This is a genomic window from Halobacillus trueperi (genome assembly GCF_003386945.1).
Taxonomy (GTDB): Bacteria; Bacillota; Bacilli; order Bacillales; family Halobacillaceae; genus Halobacillus; species Halobacillus aidingensis.
Map to the genome: position 1 here is coordinate 53,405 of NZ_QUAE01000011.1, position 22,400 is coordinate 75,804.

Below are 22,400 nucleotides of genomic sequence, written 5' to 3' on the forward strand. Positions count from 1 at the left end.
AATGATGGATAAACATCGTGTTGTCATTACCGGAATGGGAGCGGTGACTCCTGTCGGTAATTCAGTAGAAGAAATGTGGAATAATATTAAAAATGGCGTGTCCGGGGTAGGAGAAATTACGAAAGTCAATAAAGAAGACTACCCTGTCCATGTGGCAGCAGAACTGAAAGATTTTGACCCTTCTGATTATGTTGATCGTAAAGATGCACGTCGTATGGACCCATTTGTCCAGTATGCAATGGTCGCTTCTCATATGGCTGTTGAGGATGCGAACCTTGAGATCACAGATGATGTCGCTCATAGAACAGGGGTATGGATTGGTTCTGGAATTGGTGGAATGGGAACGTATGAGTCTCAATTTGAAACGTTCCAGAAAAAAGGCTACCGTCGTGTCAGTCCGTTTTTCATTCCTATGATGATTCCGGACATGGCAGCAGGCCAGGTATCCATTGCGCTCGGAGCTAAAGGGATTAATTCCTGTACAGTGACCGCCTGTTCTTCAGGTGCAAACTCAATCGGGGATGCTTTCAAAGTCATCCAACGTGGCGATGCGGATATTATGATTGCCGGTGGTACAGAAGCACCGATGAATAAAATGTCATTTGCTGGATTCGCCGCTGCACGTGCGTTATCCCTCAATGAAGATCCGCAAACAGCCAGCCGTCCTTTTGATAAAAACCGTGATGGTTTCGTCATGGGTGAAGGAGCAGGCATTCTTATTATGGAAACGCTGGAATCCGCGAAAAAGCGTGGAGCGAAAATCTATGGCGAGCTGAAAGGCTATGGTTCTACAGGAGATGCCTATCACATCACGTCTCCAGCACCTGAGGGTGACGGAGCGGCGCGTGCGATGAGACAAGCTATTGATGATGCAGGCTTGAAGCCGGAAGATATCGATTACTTGAACGCTCACGGAACGTCCACAGAGCTCAATGATAAATTTGAAACACATGCGGCCAAGACGGTATTCCAAGAGCATGCGAATAAATTTGCGATTTCTTCAACGAAATCCATGACTGGTCACCTTTTGGGTGCTGCAGGTGCGGTTGAAGCGCTCATTTCTTTAAAGGCAATTAACGACGGAATACTGCCACCGACGATCAACTACGAAACTCCAGATCCGGAATGTGACCTTGATTATGTTCCGAATGAGGCGCGTAAACAAGAAATCAATACGGTGATGAGTAATTCACTCGGATTTGGCGGCCACAATGCTAGTCTGATTTTCCAAAAGTACGAAGAATAAAGAAAACCCGATGTCTGCGATTCAGACATCGGGTTTTCTTTATTCTTGTTCAAAAAAATTTTGTAACGTTTGTTTCGTAGATTCCTCATCGTGGTTAAGCACTAGGCCGATCGGATAAGGCTTTCGTTCATCCCATACATTATCTGTCGTAGGGATGCTGATCATATCCATGGATTCCACAGGGTTCAGCAAAAGGTCTTTACCAACCTGGATCATTTTACTTCCACCGAGGTTCGTATCAATATATGGCTGAATGTTTCCAATCAAACGTGGTGCTTTTAGAACTCCCTGGAAAGAGAGGAGTTCATCCTTCAGCAATTGAATAACCTTCTGCTGTCTCTCTACTCTGGCGAAATCTCCCCGGGCATCACTGCGATACCTCACATAACCAAGAAGTTCTTCACCGTCGAGGGTTTGTATCCCTTCTTGCAACTGGATGTCTGTCGTTCCATCCCCGGAACGGTATTGCATGTTCTTTTCTACATCCACTTGCATTCCATCTGGTGATAAAGTATCTACGATTTGCGTAAACCCTTGAAAGTCGACGATCGAGTAATATTCGATTTCAATACCTAGATTCACTGCAATGGTCTCACGGAGAAGCTCCGGGCCGCCTAGAGCGAATGCGGCATTTAGTTTGTTGTATCCGTGGCCTGGGATTTCAACGTAAAGGTCTCTCATTAAAGAAGCTAGCTTTGCTTCTTTTGAAGCGGGATCATATTCTGCAATCATGATCGTGTCCGTCCTTGGAATCTCTGCCTCTCGCTGATCGACTCCCAATAGAAGGACGGTCATCTTCCCGTCCCCGTTATCTTTTCCGTTAAAGTCTTCTTTGTAAACACTTTCGACCGTTTCTACCTGATCGATACTTTCAGCAGCGGAAGCCTGTTGACTCATTGCTTGATGCTTGCCTGCTAAGTACTCGTACCCGGAGTAACTGATGATTAGTAGAAAAATAAGAGCATACATACCAATAAATAGCTTGCGTTTTCGCCTTCTTTTGCTGCGCTTCCGCAAGGATCTCGACTGTGACAAAGTCATCATCCTTTCAAACATAACTCACCCAAAAAGCTTGTTTATAAAAGTCTGTCTGTAATTAAATGTACCTGTTCTTGCCAATGAAGTAAAGACTAGGATTTAAAGGGAATTCACCGCATGACAAAGCATTTCCTTTCATAAGATAGCAATAGGAGGACGAGCCGGAGGGGATGAAGTTATGTGGTACTGGATGCTGTTATTGACAGGTTTCGGTTTCGCTGTCGCAGGAGGAACGGTAACAATCACGTATTTGAATCTCGTTCCTGCCGGGTTGAGTTGGATTGAATTCTTTATCCTGATTCGTACACGGGTGGAGTGCTATTTTTTTCCTATCGGATTGATATTGATTACGACAGCCTTAATTCTTATGGAAGATTAATTTTCTAAAATATGGATTCAAAGAATAAAAAAGCCAGCATTGGTCATAATGTAACCAAAAGAGATCACCGAGTGAAAGTGAGGGTCCGAAATGTTATACATGCATGATCTGTGGGTGAACTGGTTTGAAGGTGAAGAGAATGGGTATAACGTCTGTCGTTTTCATGAATGGCGCAAAGAGGATGGAATTGAGCTGATCGATCAAATTCCTTTGATTTTAATCAGTGATGAATTGTTTAATTTTATTGAGAATGATTTGCAAGATCTACCAGCATCGCTGCTACAGGATGTCCATCGGAAAACGTATATGAAGAAAAATCAAGAACGTCATACGGTTGAATATGCAGCGGTCGTCACAAATGGCAAAGATGTTATTGTATTTGATACGATTGGCTACACGCTTCCTGTTAAGAAGAGCCGTTTAATACCTAGACAAGAGCGTCTAGTGTTCGAAATGGTTCAAGGCAAAGAACGTGAGCACTATTTAATAGAAGAAAGAATGTTAAAAGAACATCATATTTTATCATTAGACCCAAGGAAGATGTCTGGATTGACGCGGAGAGAAAGGCAATTGAAACAGCTTTTGATGATGGCACTCGATCAATTGAAGCAATCCGATCACCCGGAAGAAATCCGCTATTGGCTGACGGAATGGAATCCAGCTCAATATCCAACAATCAAGCAGTTCTCCAACGATGAAGCATGGGATCGTTTATATGAAGGAACATGTAATGGATGGTCGATGGCCCACGAAGAACTATGCAAAAAGATGGTGAAAGGGCAGCCTTTCTTTGAAACCATATGGCAGGGAGAAAATGAAGGTGTCTCTCAACATATGAAAAGCCAGAATTGAGGAAAATACTCAATTCTGGCTTTTTGTTATTTCTTCTTCTTGACGCGGCCAAGGCCCATGGCTTTCTTCGCTTTGCGGATCATTTTGTTTGCTTCATAGGATGCTTTCTCGGCTCCTGCATCTAAAATATCATCCAATTCTTCTGATTGAATCAGTGTTTCATAACGCTCTTGGATCGGTTTTAAAACGGCAATGACCGCCTCTGCGACGCCTACTTTGAAATCCCCATATCCTTTCCCTTCATACTTTTGTTCTAACTCTTCGATACTTGCACCACTACAAGCAGACTCAATCGTCAACAGGTTAGAAACGCCAGGTTTGTTTTCTTTATCATACTTCACGATTCCATCAGAATCTGTGACCGCGCTTTTGATTTTCTTCATAATTTTATTTTCATCATCCAGCATGGAAATGAACGCTTTTTGATTTTCATCAGACTTGCTCATTTTTTTCGTAGGCTCTTGAAGGGACATGATGCGCGCCCCTTCTTTTGGAATGCTTACTTCAGGAACGGTGAAAATGTCATTGAATTTATTGTTGAAGCGTTGAGCTAAATTTCTTGTAAGCTCTAGGTGCTGCTTTTGATCATCTCCTACAGGAACGATATCCGTTTTATAAAGGAGAATATCTGCTGCCATCAATGGAGGGTAAGTGAGGAGACCAGACGATACCCCTTCCTTTCCGCCGGCAGATTTGTCTTTGAATTGCGTCATTCGCTCCAGCTCACCAATGTAGCTGACGCATTGTAACATCCAACCCAGCTGAGTGTGGGCAGGAACTTCCGATTGAATGAAAAGGGTCGCTTTCTCAGGGTCAATTCCAGAAGCCAAGTATAGAGCTGCCAGAGAACGGATGTTTTCTCTCAATTTCAGGCGATCTTGCGGAACAGTAATCGCGTGCTCATCGACAATACAAAAATAGCAGTGGTTATCATCCTGTAAATTTGTAAAGTGTTTCATGGCTCCAATATAGTTTCCAAGTGTTAACGTACCACTTGGTTGAATGCCTGAGAAAATCGTTTTTGTCATCATCATCACCTCAACGTTTATTTTTGAACAAAAAAGGACCATTCATCTCTTCCATCATGGAAGGGACGAATGATCCGCGGTGCCACCCTAATTACTTCTAATAATATAGAAGTCGTCTTGAATCGTTAACGCCGATTTACGTCATTAGAAGCTCCAAAGGCCCAATTCCGTTTGGTGTCCTCAGCTGTTTCCACCGACCACAGCCTCTCTGTAGAGGATTCACCCTACGTACTTATCCTTCTTCATTGCTTTTCGTACTATATTAGTAAGTCAGTATTATATCGGATTCATCCGCTGTATGCAAGTTCTTAGGCTGAATAGTAAAGGAAAAGTAAAGCCAGTAAACTTATGCTTAACATTGTCCCATGGAATAAGAAGAACTTGGGTAACGTTTTGTGTACTGCTTGAGAGGGGAGGGGTTTCTCTTCCCAATCGTCTAAGTAATCCCTCTGTTTGGACATGCGGTTTGTAAATCGTCTGAAACCGTATGTGATCCCGTCAAAGAATCCCCCTCGGATAACCCACATGATAATACCTACGAATATATAGAAGTAAGCGATATAGAAAAGCTGGTTAATATAATGAAATAAATCGTAAGCAGGAGCAAGAACGATAAACAGGGTCGTTACGATTGCCATGTTTAAGCTGAACATCAACCATTTATTTTTTATGATGGTCACACCTTTTCCACCTTTCATACAAACTCGAACTATATTATAGCATGTTTAGCAAGTATGAAGGAATTGTTAACACATTAAATAAACTGAAAATTCATCCTTGCCAAAATATTGAATGGTATATTCAAACGCTTTAACGGATAACCGTGATAAATAACATTGTTTGAAAATCCCATATCTTTTTTTATGCATATGAGCTTATAAATAATAAGTTTAAGTCGTAAATATTGTAAAATAAACTAGGTAATTAGTCGCATTTTGTGTTACTGAAACGTAATAATGGTGGGAATCCTGAGAGTTTTCAAAAAAAAAGGTAATGCAAAATAGTTAGAAAACTTGTATAATTCGATATGTGGACAAAATGCCACAACAAATTTTTAGAAAATTTTTAGGGGAGGTCATTTTCTATCATGAAAAAGACAAATTGGTTATTGCTAGTACTTGCACTAGTACTTAGCATGTTCCTCGCAGCTTGTTCTGGTGGATCAGACGATACGTCAAATTCCACAGACGATGCTGACTCAGAGGAAACAACAGAAACTGAAGACACTTCTGGTGAAGAAGGAGAAGCTTCAGGTGAACAAGTACTTAACATTACAGACAGTGCAGAGATCCCAACAATGGACGCATCTCTAGCAACTGACGCTGTAGCATTCCAATGGTTAGGTTCTACAACAGACGGACTTTATCGTCTTGGTGAGAACGCTCAGCCAGAACCAGGAATTGCTAAAGACCACGAAGTAAGTGAAGACGGTCTTACTTGGACGTTCAACCTTCGTGAAGACGCTGTTTGGTCAAACGGCGATCCTGTTACAGCGAACGATTTCGTATACGCTTGGCAACGTGCTGTAAATCCTGATACAGGTTCTGAGTACGGCCCATACATGATGGGTGGCGTTATCAAGAATGCACAAGCTGTCGTTGACGGTGAAGTTCCTGTCGAAGAACTTGGTGTTAAGGCTGATGGCGACTACACACTAGTTGTAGAACTTGAAAAGCCGGTTCCTTACTTCGAATCTTTGACTACTTTCGGTACTTTCCTACCGTTGAATCAGGCATTCGTTGAAGAACAAGGTGATCAATACGCTCTTGAAGCGGACACACTTCTTTCCAACGGTCCATTCGTTCTAACTGAGTGGAACCACGGTGAAGGCTGGACGCTTGAAAAGAACCAGGATTACTGGGATGCAGAAAATGTGAAACTTGAACAAATCAACGTTAACGTTGTTAAAGAAACATCTACGGCTGTAAACCTTTATGATACGGGTGAAATTGATCGTACAGGTCTTTCTGCAGAATTCGTAGACCAATACCGTACTTCTGATGATTTCAAAGTTGAAGAAGAGCCTGTATTGTTCTACTTGAAGATGAACCAAGAAAACGAAGTATTGGGTAACGTAAATGCCCGTAAAGCGATTCAAATGGTTATCGACCGTCAATCTATGGTTGATGTTATCTTGAATAATGGATCTATTCCTTCTGTAGGTCACGTTCCACAGAACTTCACGAAGCACCCTGAAACAGAAGAAGACTTCCGTGAGCTTAACGGTGATCTAATTGAAACAAATGTTGAACAAGCTCAAGAGCTTTGGGCTACGGCTAAAGAAGAGCTTGGCATGGACACAGTTGAACTTGGCTACCTTGGTGGCGATAGTGAAGTGGCTATGAACATGGACGCTTACATCAAGGACCAGCTTGAGCAGCTGGAAGGTCTAACTGTCAATGTTCAATCCGTACCTTTCAAAGAGCGCCTTCAGCGTGATGAAAACATGGAATATGATATTCAAAACTCTGGTTGGGGTCCTGACTACATCGACCCGAACACGTTCTTGAACATGTTCGTAACAGATGGCGGAAACAACAAGACTGGCTACTCTTCTGAAGCGTACGACGGTCTAATTGAAAAAGCGAATACTGAGCTTGCTCAAGAGCCGGTTGAACGCTTCGAAACTTTCTTGGAAGCTGAGAAAATCCTTATCCAAGAAGATGCAGTTCTTGCACCTCTTTACCAGCGTGCAGTTGCTCAACTTTGGAAGCCTTATGTTAAAGGTGTAATCACTCAGCCTATGGGACCTGACTACACTTACAAGTATGCTTATATCGAAGGTAAATAATTGAAATAACAATTTCCAACCACATATAGGCTTGCTTTAAAGGGGAGAGAGTATATGTCCAACGTGTTGGCGTATGCTCTCTTTTTCCCTGCCATCAAATTATTCAGATTATAGACAAATTTCTGTCAATTATGACAACATGATAAGTTTGTAGGTTTACACATATGGAGGTGTTGATATGACTCGTTATATAATCCAGCGTCTAATATATATGGTTATAACGATGTTTTTAATTGCTACCTTAACGTTCTTTCTGATGAAGTTTTTACCAGGTACTCCCCTAAGTGCTGCAGATAAATTATCAGATGAACAGCAAGCGGTAGTTTTAGAAAAGTATGGATTGAATGATCCAGTTCCTGTTCAGTATTTCAACTATATGGTCAACTTGGCTCAAGGTGATTTAGGTATTTCCTTCCAGTTCGACAATCGAGAGGTCACTACAATTATTATGGAGAGAATTGGTCCTTCGGTTCAGCTAGGTTTCCAAGCGATGATTATCGGAACAATAATTGGGATGTTATTAGGACTTGTATCTGCAATTTACCATAATGGAATCATGGACTATACGTCTACATTCCTTGCTGTATTAGGACAGTCCATACCATCATTTGTATTTGCAGGTTTATTACAGTTTTATATTGGTGTTAAGTTCGGCTGGCTGCCAGTTGCTCTGTGGGAAGGCTGGGAATATACCATATTACCAACCATTTCGTTGGCCATCTTCCCAATTGCAATTGCTGCCCGTTTTATGAGAACAGAAATGCTTGAGGTTATGGGTTCTGATTATATTGTTACAGCCCGTGCCAAAGGTGTGAATAAAGTCGGTGTTGTATTTAAGCATGGTTTAAGGAATGCTTTAATTCCATTAATTACAGTGTTAGGTCCGCTAGCTGTAGGATTGATGACAGGTACGCTTGTTATTGAAAACATTTTTGCCGTGCCTGGCATTGGTGAACAGTTCGTTAAGGCGATCAATATGAATGATTTCCCAATCATAATGGGTACAACCCTCTTAATCGCTTTTCTATTCATCTTCATCATCCTGGTCATCGACTTGCTTTATGGAGTCATCGACCCTAGAATTCGACTGGCGGAAGGAGAGTGATCGACTATGGATAACCACAAACCATCGAAAGACTTATTTGTGCCCGTAGAAACGACAGAAACAGAAAATGAGAAGATATCACGGCCGAGCCTTTCCTTCTGGCAGGATTCCTTTATTCGTCTCCGCAAGAACGTAGGAGCGATGATTGGGCTGGCTGTTTTGATTGTTTTAGGTTTAATGGCTGCTTTTGGTCCATATATGAACGATTATGGACAGTATGAACAAGACCTTTCTCGTGCAAAAATGCCCCCTAAGATAGAGGGTCTGGCGTGGCTTGGAATGGATGGTACACTTTCTGATGTACAGTCTGCCGACACATTAGAGGGCGCACAAACAAAAGCCTTGATGCGTTTTAATAACCAGGAAGAGTTTATCACGACGGAAGTATTGAATGATGGCTCCAATGGTGAACAAGCAGAAGTCAGAGCCACTTATGATGTATATGCTGCCAAAGACATGGATGAGAACTTTTGGTTCGGTACTGACGGTTTGGGTCGTGACCAGTGGTCCCGTACTTGGATGGGAACACGTGTCTCTCTTTATATTGCCCTGCTGGCTGCAGCTATAGATATGGTTATTGGAGTTGCATATGGTGGGATTTCAGCTTATTACGGTGGTCGTGTTGACAACTACATGCAGCGTTTCATTGAAATTCTCGTTGGTATTCCAAACTTGGTTCTCATTATTTTAATGATTCTAATACTAGAACCAGGAATCATGTCTATTACCATAGCCCTTGCCATATCGGGATGGATCTCAATGGCACGGATAGTCCGAGGACAAATATTGAAATTGAAAAACCAAGAGTTCGTTCTTGCATCTAGAACGTTAGGTGCGAAAGATGGACGTATATTGCAAAGACATTTAATTCCGAACACATTAGGTTTAATTATTATCAACACGATGTTCTCGATTCCTTCAGCGATTTTCTTTGAAGCTTTCCTAAGTTTTATCGGACTAGGTCTACCAACTCCGATGGCCTCTTTAGGTACACTCATCGATGCAGGTTTCGATTCATTGCAGATTTATCCGCACATTCTATTATTCCCGGCAATTATAATCTCACTTATCATGATTGCCTTTAACGTCTTAGCTGATGGTCTTCGTGATGCATTCGATCCGAAGATGCGCGAATAGGAGGTAGGTGTACAAAATGGAAAAACTACTAGATGTTAAAAACTTACATGTCTCCTTTGACACCTACGGTGGTGAAGTCAAAGCTGTACGCGGCGTTAACTTTGATGTGAAAAAAGGAGAAACTTTAGCGATTGTAGGAGAGTCAGGTTCCGGTAAATCCGTTACAACTAAAGCTCTTATGCACTTAATTCCAAAGCCGCCGGGTCGGATCAAAGAAGGAGAGATCCTTTTTGAAGGTCGTGACCTTGCGAAAATGAACGAGAAACAGATGCAGAAGATCCGCGGTAAAGAAATCTCCATGATTTTCCAGGATCCTATGACTTCTCTGAACCCGACGATGAAAGTTGGAAATCAGATCATGGAAGGTCTGATCAAACACCAAAAAATGAGTAAGCCTCAGGCTCGTAAACGTGTCATGGAATTACTCGAGCTTGTCGGTATTCCAGATGCTGAAAACCGTATGAAACAATATCCACACCAGTTCTCGGGTGGTATGAGACAGCGTGTCGTTGTTGCCATCGCATTAGCGTGTAATCCTAAACTGTTAATTGCCGATGAGCCTACAACAGCCTTGGATGTAACAATTCAAGCGCAAATCCTGGAGCTTATGAAAGATATTCAAAAGAAAACAGATTCAGCGACCATCTTCATCACGCACGACCTGGGTGTTGTAGCAAACGTTGCTGACCGAGTAGCGGTTATGTATGCAGGTAAAATTGTCGAAGTCGGCACGGTAGATGATATATTCTACAATCCACAACATCCGTACACATGGGGATTATTAGGCTCTATGCCTTCACTTGACAGCGCGGATGAAGAGCTTTTCGCTATCCCTGGTACACCACCAGACTTAATGCACCCACCAAAAGGGGACGCTTTTGCTGCGCGTAACAAATACGCGATGAAGATCGACTTTGAACAAGAGCCACCAATGTTTAAGGTAAGTGATTCACATTACGCAGCTACATGGTTGCTGCATGAGCATGCACCAAAGATTGAACCACCAGCAGCGGTGAAGAAGCGTATGGAAGGCATGGCGAATTCATCCAGCAGTTCGGAAGGTGAACGAGTATGAGTCAAGAAAAATTAGTCGAAATAAAAAATCTTAAACAACATTTTAAAACAGGCCGTCATAGTGTTGTAAAAGCCGTGGACGGTTTGAACTTCAACATCTATAAAGGGGAAACGTTCGGACTTGTTGGTGAGTCTGGTTGTGGTAAATCCACAACTGGACGTACGATCATCCGTTTGTACGATGCTACAGATGGAGAAGTCATTTTTGACGGAGAGAACGTACATGGGAAAAAATCTCGTGAAGACTTGAAGAAGTTCAACCGTGAAATGCAAATGATTTTCCAGGATCCTTATGCATCGTTAAACCCTCGTATGAAGGTTGAAGATATTATTGCAGAAGGAATGGACATTCACGGACTTGCGAAAGATGGAAAAGCCCGTAAAGCGAAAGTCCACGAGTTGTTGGAAACGGTAGGGTTGAATAAAGAGCATGCTAACCGTTACCCGCACGAGTTCAGTGGTGGTCAGCGTCAACGTATCGGTATCGCACGTGCCCTTGCTGTAGACCCGAGTTTCATCATCGCTGATGAGCCAATTTCTGCTCTTGACGTTTCCATTCAAGCACAAGTGGTTAACCTTTTGAAAAAGCTTCAAGAAGAAAAAGGTCTAACCTATTTGTTCATCGCCCACGATTTGTCGATGGTCAAATATATCAGTGATCGGATCGGCGTTATGTACTTTGGTAAAATGGTTGAGCTTGCGGATGCAGATGAATTGTACAAGCACCCCATTCATCCCTATACACAGTCTCTACTATCTGCCATTCCATTACCTGATCCGGATTACGAACGTTCTCGTGAGCGTTTCACTTATGATCCTACCAAACACGATACGAGTGAAGAACCTGAGTTCCGGGAAGTACGTCCTGGTCACTTTGTTCTTTGTACTACAAAAGAATTCGAACAGTACCAACGTGAACACGGTACCGGAGAATAATATGGTGAAAAGGCTCTGTCGAGGTGACAGGGCCTTTTTTTTACCTATGTTTAGTACAATTGTAGTGCTATAGGGAAAAATTATGAAAAATTGTCAGAGAGCTCTGTTATAAATGGCCTTCCTCTTTTATAATAAAGATTAGAAGAAATTAGGATAGGAGTAGGATGCACATGGGGAAAAGACAACTATGGATGGTGATTTTCACGGGGGTTCTCCTTTTCGGAATGATGGGGTCATTACATATCGTGAAGGCGGAAGATGGAGAAGGAACGAAAGAGGTGGCCATGCTTACGAAAAAACAATCGGGTTTGAAGGAATTAACCGTTCCTAGTCCAGCGGCAAGATTTACATATAACTCTGGATTGACTTTTGAATACCCAGATGCCGTTAGAGGTATTTTTGTTACGGGGCCTTCCGCCGGTGGAGCGAAGATGTCGGAGCTTACGAAGCTTGTCGAAGATACAGAACTGAACGCGATGGTCATTGATATAAAAGAGGATAACGGGAACATCACGTTCGAGCCAGAAGAAGGTTCTCCTTATGCGGACGTTGCCGAGGGATTTATTGATGATCCTCGTGCTATGTTAGAAGAGCTTGAGGAAAAAGGAATCTATCCAATTGCTCGTGTCGTTGTATTTAAGGACAGCTTACTAGCTGAAAAACGCCCGGACTTATCTTTCACTCAGAACGGACAAGTTTGGAAAAACGGAAAAGGTGAATCATTCGTCAATCCATTTATGGAGGAAGTTTGGGAATATAACGTAGAACTTGCAAAAATAGCAGCAGAAATGGGTTTTGAAGAAATTCAGTACGATTATGTCCGCTTCCCAGAAGGTTTTGGAAGCCGTGACGATGTTCTCGAGTACGGCCAAGGGAAGTACGGAGATATGGATATGGACAATGTCCAAAAACGCGTCCAGGCCGTTACAGATTTTGTCGAATATGCCAGTAAAGAGTTGGAATACTATGGTGTTGATGTCTCTGTAGATATCTTTGGCTATGCAGCAACCATTACAGAAGCACCTAACATCGGACAGAACTTTTCAAAGATTTCATCAAATGTTGATGTTATTTCATCTATGATTTATCCAAGTCACTGGGGGCCGTATTTTGGAATCTCAAAACCGGATACTGAACCTTACCGTCTAATAAGTGAATACGCAAAAGTCGAGAACGAGGTATTGGGAGCATTAGAGAATTCTCCAACCTCGCGTCCTTGGCTGCAGGATTTTGAAGCTCCATGGCTTTATTCTGGACCTACGAAGCAATATGGAAAAGCAGAAGTGGAAGCTCAAATTCGTGCCTTAAACGAAAACGGGATTAACGAATTCCTTCTATGGAATGCTGGAAACAATTACACGAAAAACGTAGACTATACACCCTTAGATTAGTAAAAAGGTGTGGGATCAAAGAGATTCCACACCTTTTTCTTTATTGAAGATAATGGCAGGAGTCTTGAAGACTCAGTTTCGAGACTTTTGTTAAGTGGATGGGGACTGCGGGGAATGAGTCGCTTTCCGTGGGAGAGCGGTGAGCCTCCTCGGACTGCGTCCTGTGGGGTCTCACCATGCACTTTTTTCCCACAGGAGTCTCCCCATTCCCCTCCGCCCCTTTGCCAAGTAAGTGTCTCGAAACCACTTCTCAGAAACTCTGCTTGTATGCTCAAGCGAAGTGGATAATATAAAATTCCCCCCAGTGGTCATTCTGAGCTTGAAAGCTTGATTTAGAGCGCTTTATGCCTGCTACTGCGTTGGGGTGGAAGACGCCCCATCTTGGTATAGGGGTTCATTTCTCACCTACATCGAATGGGGTGGTTGGGAAGCTGCGAGACTCCCGTGGGAGAAGGAGACAGGCGAGATCCCGCAAGGCGATAGCCTGAGGAAGCTCGGCGCTCCCCCACAGGAAAGCGAGTAGCTTCCCAACCACCTCTGACACCAAATGTGGCAAACGAACCCCGAATTATCTCGAAACTGAGTCTTCCACAATCGGGAGCTTATCTGGAATATCAAAAGGTAAAAGAAGGGGGACGTTTTTTCGGAGCCATTTTTGGAAATGGATAAATAGAGCATATCTTATAGGAATCCTCCACATTCTATACACAGCTGACGCTACAAATGCAAAAGAAAGTGTATAGAATAGCATTTAACAACTGAATGATTATTCGGTATAATAGAAGATGACTAATGATAAGGGAGTAGATCAATGAATTGGTATGAGAAGTTGAACGAGTATTTCCCAGTAGAGGAAATGAAATCAAAAGAACACATGGAAGCATTATTGAAAGAAAAAAGTGATGTGTACTACAAAGATGAAGGAGAACACCACGTCCTTATGTACGCGGAATTTGATTCTTTTCTTTTCATCGACTATGTATACGTTTCCACTGCTTCACGTGGTCAAGGACTTGGTCATAAACTCATCGAAAAAATGAAGGCGAAAGGGAAGCCGATCATCCTGGAAGTCGAACCTGTCGATTATGATGACTCGGATACTGAAGCAAGACTCCGCTTTTATCAGCGTGAAGGATTTAAGCACGCAAAATCCATTGGTTACACAAGACGCTCTGTTGTTACAGACGAACTCAATCAAATGGAAATCCTTTACTGGTCTCCGGAAGATGCGTCTGAGGAACAAATTTATGAGCAGATGAAAGAGATGTACACAGTAATTCATACGTATAAGGATAAAGAATTCTACGGAAAATCCTATCAGCCTGTCGATGAAGTGCTGACTCATGATGAAGAGCGTGATATGGAAAACATCCTAAAAGAACTGGATAAAACAAAAAACTGATCACATATACCCACCGTTAATTAAGGTGGGTATTTTCAATGGAAGGCTATTAGTTGAAAATAGAATAATTTTATATTTTCTCTAAAAAAGAGGTTTAACCTTATATATAACGTGGTATAAGAACATGGAAACGATTTATAATTGCTTTCTGTAACATATGTTCGTGTTTTTATAGATGAAACTTGACAGGTGTGTTATAGTAGAATCATGGTCAGATTATATTGATTACAAATAAAATAAGCAATTAAAGTTCTACCATAAAATATTGAGGAGTGAAGTTTCTGTATGGTTACACTTTATACCTCACCAAGTTGTACATCATGTCGAAAAGCTAAAGCATGGCTGGAAGAGCACGATATTCCTTACACTGAACGAAACATCTTTTCCGAGCCGTTAACGTTGGATGAGATTAAGGAAATTCTCCGTATGACGGAGGATGGAACGGAAGAAATCATCTCTACACGCTCAAAAGTTTTCCAAAAATTGAAGGTGGATTTCGATCAGCTGCCGATGCAAGATCTTTTTGACTTGATTCAGGAGAACCCTGGTTTGTTACGTCGCCCAATTATTTTGGATGACAAACGTCTGCAGGTAGGTTATAACGAAGATGAAATTCGACGTTTCTTACCTCGAAGTGTACGCACATTCCAATTGAAAGAAGCTCAACGCTTAGTCAATTAATAAATGAAAAAGCTGTGATGGTGATCAAACCATCACAGCTTTTTTATTCCCTTATTCTTACTTAGAAAATGGGTGATTTTTTGTTAGACTGCCGTGCCTTTTCTTTTGTTGGAAAAATAACCTAAAGTAATGACTGCAATAACCATAACCACTGCAAACCACTGATGGATGAGTGGGTAATCTTCCATATACTGCAGGATATAGCGGTCTTCCATTACCATCTCGGCAGCTGTGTAAGCTAAAATCCCAGCTCCGAAATAAATGAGGAGTGGAAACTTGTCCATGAGCACGAGGATGATTCGGCTTCCCCAAACGATGATAGGTACAGATACGAGAAGCCCGATGATGACGAGAATGATGTTGTTGTGAGAGGCTCCAGCTATGGCAAGTACATTGTCAAAACCCATCACGATATCAGCAAAGACAATTGTTTTTACAGCAGCAGCCAGGCTGTCACCTGCTTTGATGTGATCGTTCTCTTCTGTATCAGTTAGCAGTTTCATGGCAATATAAAAGAGAAGCAATCCTCCAATTAATTGAAGGAAAGGGATTTGGAGAAGATAAAGAGCAACCATAGTCAAAAGGACTCTGGCAGCGATGGCTAAGCCTGTCCCGAGAAGAATCGCTTTGTTTCTTTGCTCAGGGGGTAAATTGCGGCTGGCCAGTGCTATGACTACGGCATTATCACCGCCAAGAATAATATCAATACTGATAATGATGAGTAATGGTTCAAGCAAGTCCCAGTTCATTGAAAAATCCTCCTGCTATGTAGTGACAAACCTAAGGGAATAAGCTAAAATATAAAGTCAATCAACCGAATGAGGGCCTATTTCCATGTTTATTCATGACACAAATGGTTATATGCTGAAATCGAGCATTTTGTTTTCAAAACAGCCTTTGCTGTCATACAATAGAAGTACATCAACCCTTATTTCCACACATCATGACGGTTGAAGCTTTGGCCTAACGGGTAAGGTTTTATAAGCGACGCAAGGGTGAGTGTTCCCTTCCCCCTTAAAACATGACAAGAAGGGAGAGAAACGTATGGAAATCGAACGCATTAATGAAAATACCGTTAAATTTTACGTAACATATCAAGACGTAGAGCAAAGAGGTTTCGACAGAGAAGAAATCTGGTATAACCGAGAACGCAGTGAACAGCTTTTTTGGGAAATGATGGATGAAGTGAACGATCAGGAAAACTTCCAGGCGGATGGTCCATTGTGGATTCAGGTCCAGGCGATGGACAAAGGACTAGAAGTGATCGTGACTAAGGCTCAAGTATCCCAGGATGGCCAAAAGCTCGAACTTCCGAATGAGGACGGTAAGGCAATTGATGTTCCAGTGGATGAAAAACTGGAGTCACTGCTTGATGATAAATTCCAATCTTCCGAAGACTATGATCAAAGGAATGAATACGATGAGGATCAGGAGGATTCAGATGAACCTCTGACGTTCACACTCAAATTCAATGATTTTGAAGATGTGATCCAACTGAGCCACTACGTAGTACCGACTGAATCCATGGAGCAGCGCTTATTCCATTTTGAAGACCGCTACTATTTATATATTCAATTCAATGATGAAAATATGAGTGATGATGACCAAGAAAATGTGTTGAGTCAACTTATGGAATACGGACATGAGTCATCCCTTACGATTCACAGGTTGGAGGAGTATGGAAAAACGATATTCAGCGAGCAGGCATTGGAATCAGTGAAAGAATATTTTCCTGTCGATTAATTCGACGAGCACACCACCACGTGTGCTTATTTTTTTGTCTTAAATGATATAGATTTACTTCAAAATTGAGGGTCCATTTAAATGAAGACTCAGTTTTGGATACTCAGGCTATTCCCCTAAGGTTTGACAGCGGTTCGAGGTTCGAATCCGGTAAGTTAAGCAGGATTATTGGGGCCTTGTGTCGAATAAAAGGACATAGGAGGTGATTAAGCAGGTGTTGTATGCTTTAGATACAAATGGAGATTTACAATCTTTGTACCAGCTGACGCAAGCGGAAATAAATTTGGCAAGGAAGAACCCCTATTTTTGTCCTGTCTGTCATGAAATGTTGCAAATACGGTCGGGGACACGGACAGTTCCTCACTTTTCCCATCTTCCCAAAAGCAATTGTACTGTGCTAAAAGGAGGGGAGACTGTCGAACATGATCGAGGAAAATGGCAGTTGTTTACATGGTTGAAGTACCAAGGGTATGAGGTTCAGCTGGAGCAGTACTTGCCAGAGATTAGACAAAGACCGGACTTATACTTAATGGTCAATGATAAGAAAATCGCGATTGAGTATCAGTGTGCTTCTGTTCCCAAGCGCGAAATCAAAAAACGAAACCTCTCCTACCGGGACGCAGGAATTTTTCCTCTCTGGATTCTTGGTGCAAAACACCTTCAATCCTCAAACTCCAATCATTGTTCTCTCAGTGATTTTACCCGCTCTTTCCTTTATTACTTAAATGATGATTATCACTTATATTTCTTTCATGCTTCAAAGAATATCATCTGCGTGCTTTCAAATGCCAAATCCGCAGGTGGACGCCGGGTCTTTGCTAATACTTTCTCCTCATCGCTAACTAATCTTAGTTTTGCTCAGTTATTTTCCTCTGTACCATATAGTTATGGGGAGGATCATTTCTTAAGAGAAGTAGAGAAATTATGGTATAAAAATCGGACGGTTTATCAGAGTCAGGTAAGTTCTGAAGAACGTCAATATCGTCAGTATCTTTACTTAAGGGGTTATCACTTCTCGTTGATCCCAAGTATTTGTTATTTGCCTGTGCCCGGCCAAGTTCAATCTGTAATGAGGCCGTATATATGGCAAACCCGTCTTTTCCTCGATCATTTCTTTCACCTTCCTATAGGTTCCCTCATCGAATTTCCCTTCCTGAAGATTGCTTCGACTCCAAACGGATATGTCCCACATTTAAGCCAACAATATTTAGACTTGCTTACTCAATTAAATATCATAGAAAAAACAGGGAAGAATAATTATATCAAGAGTAAACAGGTCCCCTTCCATAAACGAGTGGAGGATGCGTTGGAAGATGACCGTAGGACGTTGGATCAGTTGAAAAATTTACAAAGAATTAAGATTTAAGAAGGGATTTGCACCTTAATCGAGAAATTTTTAGGGTGACGAATTATTTTGAAGGAGGATGTTGGATGTCGTCTGCGAAAGAGCTACCAAAAAGAGAAGATATACCTGTTGATAAAACATGGGACCTTGAAGCCATGTTTGCCACAGATGAAGAATGGTATGAAAAATTAGAAGAAGCGAAGGAGCTGCTTCCTGAATTAGAAAAGTACCAGGGTAAACTTGGGGAATCGGCGGAACAGCTATATGAGCTTCTTTCCTTTCAAGATAAAATTTCCCATAAAATTGGCTTGTTGTACACTTATGCCCATATGAGAAATGACCAAGATACAACGAATGCTCATTATCAGGAAATGAATGCAAAGGCTGAGAACTTATACACGAAGATCGCCTCGGCTATGAGTTTTATCGTTCCGGAGATTCTTGCTCTTCCTGAAGGAAAAGTGAGAAGCTTTATTGAATCTTATGAGCCCTTGGAGCTGTATGAACATACACTCGATGAAATCACACGCCAACGGGCGCATGTATTGAGTGAGAAAGAAGAGAAATTGTTGGCTGGTTTCTCTGAGATTGGTGCCAATCCTTCACAAACCTTCGGCGCATTAAACAATGCGGATCTCACTTTTCCGACCATCAAAAATGAAAAAGGAGAAGAAGTCGATCTAACCCACGGACGCTATATCAATTTTCTTAAGTCAGATGATCGGGAAGTGAGGAAATCTGCATTTGATGCGATGTATGATACGTTTGGATCGTTCAAAAACACATTTGCCTCCACACTCGGGGGACATGTGAAAAAGAATAACTTCAACGCTTCTGTAAGGAAGTATGACCGGGCACGACAGGCGAAACTAGACAGCAATAACATTCCGGAGTCGGTTTATGATAATCTCTTGGAAGCAGTGAACGAGAGACTGCCTCTCTTGCATCGCTATGCCGAGCTTCGAAAAGAAGTACTGGACCTTGATGAAGTTCATATGTATGACTTGTACACCCCACTTGTTAAAGATGCTGAGATGGAAATTTCGTATGATGAAGCTCAGGACTTGGTTACCAAAGGCCTGGAGCCACTGGGCGAAGAATACGTGAATATCGTCAAAGAGGGATTTGAAAATCGCTGGATTGACGTAGAGGAGAATAAAGGGAAGCGAAGCGGTGCTTATTCATCCGGCCATTATGGAACGAACCCATATATTCTTATGAACTGGCAGGATAATGTAAACAATTTATTTACGTTAGCTCATGAACTCGGCCATTCTCTTCATAGCTACTATACGCATCAAAACCAGCCATATCGCTACGGCAACTACTCCATTTTCGTGGCAGAGGTAGCTTCTACATGTAATGAAGCGCTTCTCAATGACTATATGATTAAGAAAACCAACAGTGAAAAAGAGAAGCTTTATTTGTTGAACAACTTTTTGGAAGGCTTCCGTGGTACGGTTTTCCGCCAGACGATGTTTGCGGAATTTGAACACGAGATTCATGTGCAAGCCCAGAACGGCGAGGCTTTGACGGCTGAAAAACTGACAGAAATTTATTATGACCTAAATAAGAAATACTTCGGCGAGAATATCGTCATAGATGAAAAAATTGGTCTCGAGTGGGCTCGTATTCCGCATTTCTACATGGGATATTATGTGTATCAGTACTCTACCGGTTATGCAGCAGCACAGGCATTAGCAGGACAAATCCTTGAAGAGGGAGAACCAGCGGTTGAACGCTATAAAAACTTCTTGAAGGCGGGCAGCAGTGACTATCCGATTGAGGTCCTAAAGCAGGCTGGAGTCGATATGACATCGAAAGATCCGATATTATCAGCATTGGATGTTTTCGAAGAAAAATTAAATGAAATGGAACAACTTTTGAAAAAATAACACAGATAAACCCACAGAACAAAAAGTTCTGTGGGTTTCTTTATTTAAAGCCGCGAAATGTTTTCTTGTGGGATGGTATGGATAAAATGAGATAAATCGCAATGAACAATAAAGGCGAACTGATGTAAATTGGATATAAATTCATGAGTGCGAACAAGTGGAAAGCGGCAAGAAATAAAATACTAATTACGAAAAGTAGGATTACCCAAATTTTCATCTCCACACACACCTCCATGGTTCATTTTATGGAGAGGAATGGATACACATGACTCCTTGCCAAAGAAAAAACTCCCGCTTCCGGGAGTTTAATCAACTTTCGATATATTGCCAGAAAGCTCCATGCTTCACGGGGATTTCCCGCACTTTTTGTTTCAGTACAAGCTTCTTCATTTCTCGTTTCGCTTCTTGTTCTGTCCAGTCATACACAACCGCAATTTCTTTGTTGGCGACGAAGCGATAGTGTTGCAAGAAATCCTCCAAAGCTGGTTTTATTCCCGGCTTTGGATCTTTTTGTAGCATTTCTTTCAACACTTTCACATAAACATCGTACGTGTATAATCCGGTGATTTTTAAGCCGGCATCTTCTTCTGATTCGTTAAAGACGACAATGGTAGGTGTGGAATCCACATCCATCTCATGAGCCAATTTCAAGTCACACTGTAAGGCTCTTCTTGCAGCGTCTCCGTGGAGATCTTTTTTGAATTCAGAGACATCGAGACGGGACTTTTCAGCACACTCAATTAAAACCGTTTCATCTGAAATGTTCTGTTTTTCCAAGAAAACATATTCCTGTACTTTTCGTAAAAAGCGCATTCCAGCCTTTTTTCCTTGTAATTCAGCCGCTTTTACAGCAAGAGCCGTGGCGAACGGGGAGGATACAGGGTTTTCGAGCCATACATCCCCGTCACAGCACATGCCTGTACGGGAACCGGTCTTGTCCCACGCCTCTTTCAAGTTTTCAGGCCTTTTTATTTTATTCTGGTGTAAAGAAGATAGCTTCCCGCTGATGATCGGCCGGAGAGTAAAGAAGCGTCCGTATTCGATCGTGAGCTTTTTGAGGAAGGGTTCCAGTGACCAGCATTCAGGGCATAAGGGATCAATAAAAACATAGATCTCAATCGGTCGTTTCAGTAAATCGAAAAAACCGCTCGCTGTTCCAGTTGTATCACTGTCACTGTTTAAACTTTTCCAACTCACATCGATTCTCCTTTCTCATCTTCTGGTGAATTCATCATATGGTTTGCTGTCATCGTAAGCCTTTCAAACATAAAAGAACGATGCGGTTCTTGAATATCAACCTCATTCATGGCACCGGACATGCAGGATAACCATGCATCTCTTCTTGTAGGTGTGATTTTGAAAGGCAGGTGTCTTGCCCGTAACATCGGATGACCATGTTCCTCAACATAGAGTGGGGGGCCACCGAAGAACTGGGTTAAAAATTGTTTTTGTTTTCGTATGGTTTCTGTAAGATCGTCCGGAAAGATCGGAATTAAATCCGGGTGTTCACTCACACGTTTATAAAAAGCTTCGACAAGCTCATCGATTTTTTCTTTACCAATTTCCTCAAAAAACGTTTCTCGTTGTTGCATAGCATCCCTTCCTGTCTGTTCATCATTTTAGCAATGAGGGCTAGAGAACGGCAACTATTCTGATTGCAGTCGCTTTCTGTCGTAGAAACGTTTGATCTTATTATCTGTTTCACGGTTAGGAATATTGCATGCATGGAGGATTTCGTCGATCACTTTTTTCCCGGTCTCTTTAGAACCGGCTTCTACTTCCAGCTCATAATCTTCCTTGTCATAATAAAGGCTGTGGTCAAGGACGACGGTAGCCGCTTTGTAGGCAAGTTCTTTTCGTCTCGTTGTAAGAGAACCGAGGTAGTGAAGATTTTCAAGGGATATACCAAGGTCAACCAGCTGCTTGGAGACATGAGGCTTTTCTGTCATTTTGTCTTGAATCCAAAGATTGGCTTCTTCTTCTGTAAGCGAATCATGAGTTTCAAGCAGACCTTCTGCATGTGGCTGCTTAAGCGTCAATGTCCATTGACCTTGTATTTGACGAATTCTCAAAGCAGCTCCTTGCTGCTTTAGATTTAGGTCTTCTGTTTCAAAATAATAATTGGTTTGTTCCATGAGTTCAACTGATTTGAATGGTAAAAAATGATAAACCTTTTCATATTCGTCTTCTGTTAATAAGTTTTTAAACTCGATTTCAATTTCCTGTGCCATGGTTAAGACCTCCTGATCGTAGTATAATGTCAGGCGCTCTGCTTATTCTGCAGGCTAACTTTATGATACAATGAATGATGAACAAAACGCACATATTTACTATGAAGATTGGATACATAAAGGTGG

General features: G+C 41.9%; 21 protein-coding genes and 1 other annotated feature. Of the genes, 14 read left to right on the forward strand and 7 right to left on the reverse strand.

The window, feature by feature from the left end; translation table 11 throughout:
• Positions 1–4 precede the first annotated feature (4 nt).
• Positions 5–1,246, forward strand: coding sequence for a beta-ketoacyl-ACP synthase II (fabF, locus tag DYE48_RS13730; protein ID WP_089654013.1), 1,242 nt, complete (start codon positions 5–7; stop codon positions 1,244–1,246).
• 39 nt (positions 1,247–1,285) lie between these two features.
• Here the strand turns inward: fabF and DYE48_RS13735 are convergent, their stop codons facing one another.
• Complete coding sequence (locus DYE48_RS13735; RefSeq protein WP_244199436.1) at positions 1,286–2,281, reverse strand: LCP family protein; 996 nt, start codon at positions 2,279–2,281, stop codon at positions 1,286–1,288.
• Between the two features lie 181 nt (positions 2,282–2,462).
• On the opposite strand from DYE48_RS13735, the gene DYE48_RS13740 reads away from it, so the two are divergent.
• Both DYE48_RS13740 and DYE48_RS13745 read left to right on the forward strand, forming a co-directional pair.
• A complete protein-coding gene (locus DYE48_RS13740) occupies positions 2,463–2,663 on the forward strand; it encodes a YuzI family membrane protein (protein ID WP_089653932.1) in 201 nt (66 codons plus the stop codon).
• 90 nt (positions 2,664–2,753) lie between these two features.
• Positions 2,754–3,515, forward strand: coding sequence for a YjbA family protein (locus DYE48_RS13745; RefSeq protein ID WP_115824130.1), 762 nt, complete (start codon positions 2,754–2,756; stop codon positions 3,513–3,515).
• A gap of 26 nt (positions 3,516–3,541) precedes the next feature.
• Here DYE48_RS13745 and trpS read toward each other — a convergent pair whose 3' ends face one another.
• Both trpS and DYE48_RS13755 read right to left on the reverse strand, forming a co-directional pair.
• Positions 3,542–4,543: a tryptophan--tRNA ligase gene (gene trpS / locus DYE48_RS13750; protein WP_115824160.1), complete on the reverse strand. Its 1,002-nt coding sequence runs from the start codon at positions 4,541–4,543 to the stop codon at positions 3,542–3,544.
• A gap of 58 nt (positions 4,544–4,601) precedes the next feature.
• Positions 4,602–4,798: a binding site (T-box leader), on the reverse strand.
• A 53-nt stretch (positions 4,799–4,851) separates the two neighbouring features.
• Complete coding sequence (locus tag DYE48_RS13755; protein WP_115824131.1) at positions 4,852–5,223, reverse strand: DUF3899 domain-containing protein; 372 nt, start codon at positions 5,221–5,223, stop codon at positions 4,852–4,854.
• Positions 5,224–5,630: 407 nt separating this feature from the next.
• Between DYE48_RS13755 and DYE48_RS13760 the strand changes: the two genes are divergently transcribed.
• The 8 genes from DYE48_RS13760 (at position 5,631) to spxA (ending at position 15,060) form a co-directional block, all read left to right on the forward strand.
• Positions 5,631–7,334 carry a peptide ABC transporter substrate-binding protein gene (locus tag DYE48_RS13760; protein WP_115824132.1) on the forward strand — a complete coding sequence of 568 codons (1,704 nt, stop codon included), beginning with the start codon at positions 5,631–5,633 and terminating at the stop codon, positions 7,332–7,334.
• Positions 7,335–7,512: 178 nt separating this feature from the next.
• Positions 7,513–8,439: an oligopeptide ABC transporter permease gene (gene opp3b / locus DYE48_RS13765; RefSeq protein ID WP_089653936.1), complete on the forward strand. Its 927-nt coding sequence runs from the start codon at positions 7,513–7,515 to the stop codon at positions 8,437–8,439.
• Positions 8,440–8,445: 6 nt separating this feature from the next.
• The gene (opp3C, locus tag DYE48_RS13770; protein WP_089653937.1) at positions 8,446–9,576 is read left to right on the forward strand and encodes an oligopeptide ABC transporter permease; all 1,131 of its coding nucleotides are present in this window, start codon (positions 8,446–8,448) and stop codon (positions 9,574–9,576) included.
• A 16-nt stretch (positions 9,577–9,592) separates the two neighbouring features.
• Positions 9,593–10,651 (forward strand): ABC transporter ATP-binding protein, encoded by a 1,059-nt coding sequence (locus DYE48_RS13775; RefSeq protein ID WP_089653938.1) that lies wholly within the window; start codon positions 9,593–9,595, stop codon positions 10,649–10,651.
• Positions 10,648–11,586 carry an ABC transporter ATP-binding protein gene (locus DYE48_RS13780; protein WP_115824133.1) on the forward strand — a complete coding sequence of 313 codons (939 nt, stop codon included), beginning with the start codon at positions 10,648–10,650 and terminating at the stop codon, positions 11,584–11,586. The genes DYE48_RS13775 and DYE48_RS13780 overlap by 4 nt, the downstream gene beginning before the upstream one ends.
• Positions 11,587–11,756: 170 nt before the next feature.
• On the forward strand, positions 11,757–12,977 hold the full coding sequence (locus tag DYE48_RS13785; RefSeq protein ID WP_115824134.1) for a putative glycoside hydrolase: 1,221 nt from the start codon (positions 11,757–11,759) through the stop codon (positions 12,975–12,977).
• A gap of 811 nt (positions 12,978–13,788) precedes the next feature.
• A complete protein-coding gene (locus DYE48_RS13795; RefSeq protein WP_115824136.1) occupies positions 13,789–14,379 on the forward strand; it encodes a GNAT family N-acetyltransferase in 591 nt (196 codons plus the stop codon).
• A gap of 285 nt (positions 14,380–14,664) precedes the next feature.
• Positions 14,665–15,060 carry a transcriptional regulator SpxA gene (spxA, locus tag DYE48_RS13800; RefSeq protein WP_008638741.1) on the forward strand — a complete coding sequence of 132 codons (396 nt, stop codon included), beginning with the start codon at positions 14,665–14,667 and terminating at the stop codon, positions 15,058–15,060.
• Positions 15,061–15,143: 83 nt separating this feature from the next.
• Here spxA and DYE48_RS13805 read toward each other — a convergent pair whose 3' ends face one another.
• Entirely contained in the window at positions 15,144–15,809 is a 666-nt protein-coding gene (locus DYE48_RS13805; RefSeq protein WP_115824137.1) for a TerC family protein, read from the reverse strand.
• Between the two features lie 295 nt (positions 15,810–16,104).
• On the opposite strand from DYE48_RS13805, the gene mecA reads away from it, so the two are divergent.
• From mecA to pepF, 3 genes are all read left to right on the forward strand, one after another.
• Complete coding sequence (mecA, locus tag DYE48_RS13810; RefSeq protein ID WP_115824138.1) at positions 16,105–16,803, forward strand: adaptor protein MecA; 699 nt, start codon at positions 16,105–16,107, stop codon at positions 16,801–16,803.
• A 214-nt stretch (positions 16,804–17,017) separates the two neighbouring features.
• Positions 17,018–18,169, forward strand: coding sequence for a competence protein CoiA (locus DYE48_RS13815; RefSeq protein ID WP_167449516.1), 1,152 nt, complete (start codon positions 17,018–17,020; stop codon positions 18,167–18,169).
• A gap of 65 nt (positions 18,170–18,234) precedes the next feature.
• Positions 18,235–20,043 (forward strand): oligoendopeptidase F, encoded by a 1,809-nt coding sequence (pepF, locus tag DYE48_RS13820; RefSeq protein WP_115824140.1) that lies wholly within the window; start codon positions 18,235–18,237, stop codon positions 20,041–20,043.
• Between the two features lie 309 nt (positions 20,044–20,352).
• Here the strand turns inward: pepF and DYE48_RS13825 are convergent, their stop codons facing one another.
• Genes DYE48_RS13825 through DYE48_RS13835 form a run of 3 tightly spaced genes read right to left on the reverse strand, consistent with a single transcriptional unit; the run spans position 20,353 to position 22,274 of the window.
• Positions 20,353–21,240: a ClpXP adapter SpxH family protein gene (locus tag DYE48_RS13825; protein ID WP_115824141.1), complete on the reverse strand. Its 888-nt coding sequence runs from the start codon at positions 21,238–21,240 to the stop codon at positions 20,353–20,355.
• On the reverse strand, positions 21,237–21,635 hold the full coding sequence (locus DYE48_RS13830; RefSeq protein WP_115824142.1) for a globin domain-containing protein: 399 nt from the start codon (positions 21,633–21,635) through the stop codon (positions 21,237–21,239). The genes DYE48_RS13825 and DYE48_RS13830 overlap by 4 nt, the downstream gene beginning before the upstream one ends.
• A 54-nt stretch (positions 21,636–21,689) precedes the next feature.
• Positions 21,690–22,274, reverse strand: coding sequence for a CYTH domain-containing protein (locus DYE48_RS13835; RefSeq protein ID WP_115824143.1), 585 nt, complete (start codon positions 22,272–22,274; stop codon positions 21,690–21,692).
• Between the last annotated feature and the right edge of the window lie 126 nt (positions 22,275–22,400).

Excerpts from the sequence above, each read along its gene's own strand:
- fabF (WP_089654013.1), top strand. The coding sequence starts at position 5 with ATGGATAAACATCGTGTTGTCATTACCGGAATGGGAGCGGTGACTCCT.
- DYE48_RS13740 (WP_089653932.1), top strand. The coding sequence starts at position 2,463 with ATGTGGTACTGGATGCTGTTATTGACAGGTTTCGGTTTCGCTGTCGCA.
- DYE48_RS13745 (WP_115824130.1), top strand. The coding sequence starts at position 2,754 with ATGTTATACATGCATGATCTGTGGGTGAACTGGTTTGAAGGTGAAGAG.
- trpS (WP_115824160.1), bottom strand. The coding sequence starts at position 4,543 with ATGACAAAAACGATTTTCTCAGGCATTCAACCAAGTGGTACGTTAACA.
- DYE48_RS13760 (WP_115824132.1), top strand. The coding sequence starts at position 5,631 with ATGAAAAAGACAAATTGGTTATTGCTAGTACTTGCACTAGTACTTAGC.
- opp3b (WP_089653936.1), top strand. The coding sequence starts at position 7,513 with ATGACTCGTTATATAATCCAGCGTCTAATATATATGGTTATAACGATG.
- opp3C (WP_089653937.1), top strand. The coding sequence starts at position 8,446 with ATGGATAACCACAAACCATCGAAAGACTTATTTGTGCCCGTAGAAACG.
- DYE48_RS13775 (WP_089653938.1), top strand. The coding sequence starts at position 9,593 with ATGGAAAAACTACTAGATGTTAAAAACTTACATGTCTCCTTTGACACC.
- DYE48_RS13780 (WP_115824133.1), top strand. The coding sequence starts at position 10,648 with ATGAGTCAAGAAAAATTAGTCGAAATAAAAAATCTTAAACAACATTTT.
- DYE48_RS13785 (WP_115824134.1), top strand. The coding sequence starts at position 11,757 with ATGGGGAAAAGACAACTATGGATGGTGATTTTCACGGGGGTTCTCCTT.
- DYE48_RS13795 (WP_115824136.1), top strand. The coding sequence starts at position 13,789 with ATGAATTGGTATGAGAAGTTGAACGAGTATTTCCCAGTAGAGGAAATG.
- spxA (WP_008638741.1), top strand. The coding sequence starts at position 14,665 with ATGGTTACACTTTATACCTCACCAAGTTGTACATCATGTCGAAAAGCT.
- DYE48_RS13805 (WP_115824137.1), bottom strand. The coding sequence starts at position 15,809 with ATGAACTGGGACTTGCTTGAACCATTACTCATCATTATCAGTATTGAT.
- mecA (WP_115824138.1), top strand. The coding sequence starts at position 16,105 with ATGGAAATCGAACGCATTAATGAAAATACCGTTAAATTTTACGTAACA.
- pepF (WP_115824140.1), top strand. The coding sequence starts at position 18,235 with ATGTCGTCTGCGAAAGAGCTACCAAAAAGAGAAGATATACCTGTTGAT.
- DYE48_RS13830 (WP_115824142.1), bottom strand. The coding sequence starts at position 21,635 with ATGCAACAACGAGAAACGTTTTTTGAGGAAATTGGTAAAGAAAAAATC.
- DYE48_RS13835 (WP_115824143.1), bottom strand. The coding sequence starts at position 22,274 with ATGGCACAGGAAATTGAAATCGAGTTTAAAAACTTATTAACAGAAGAC.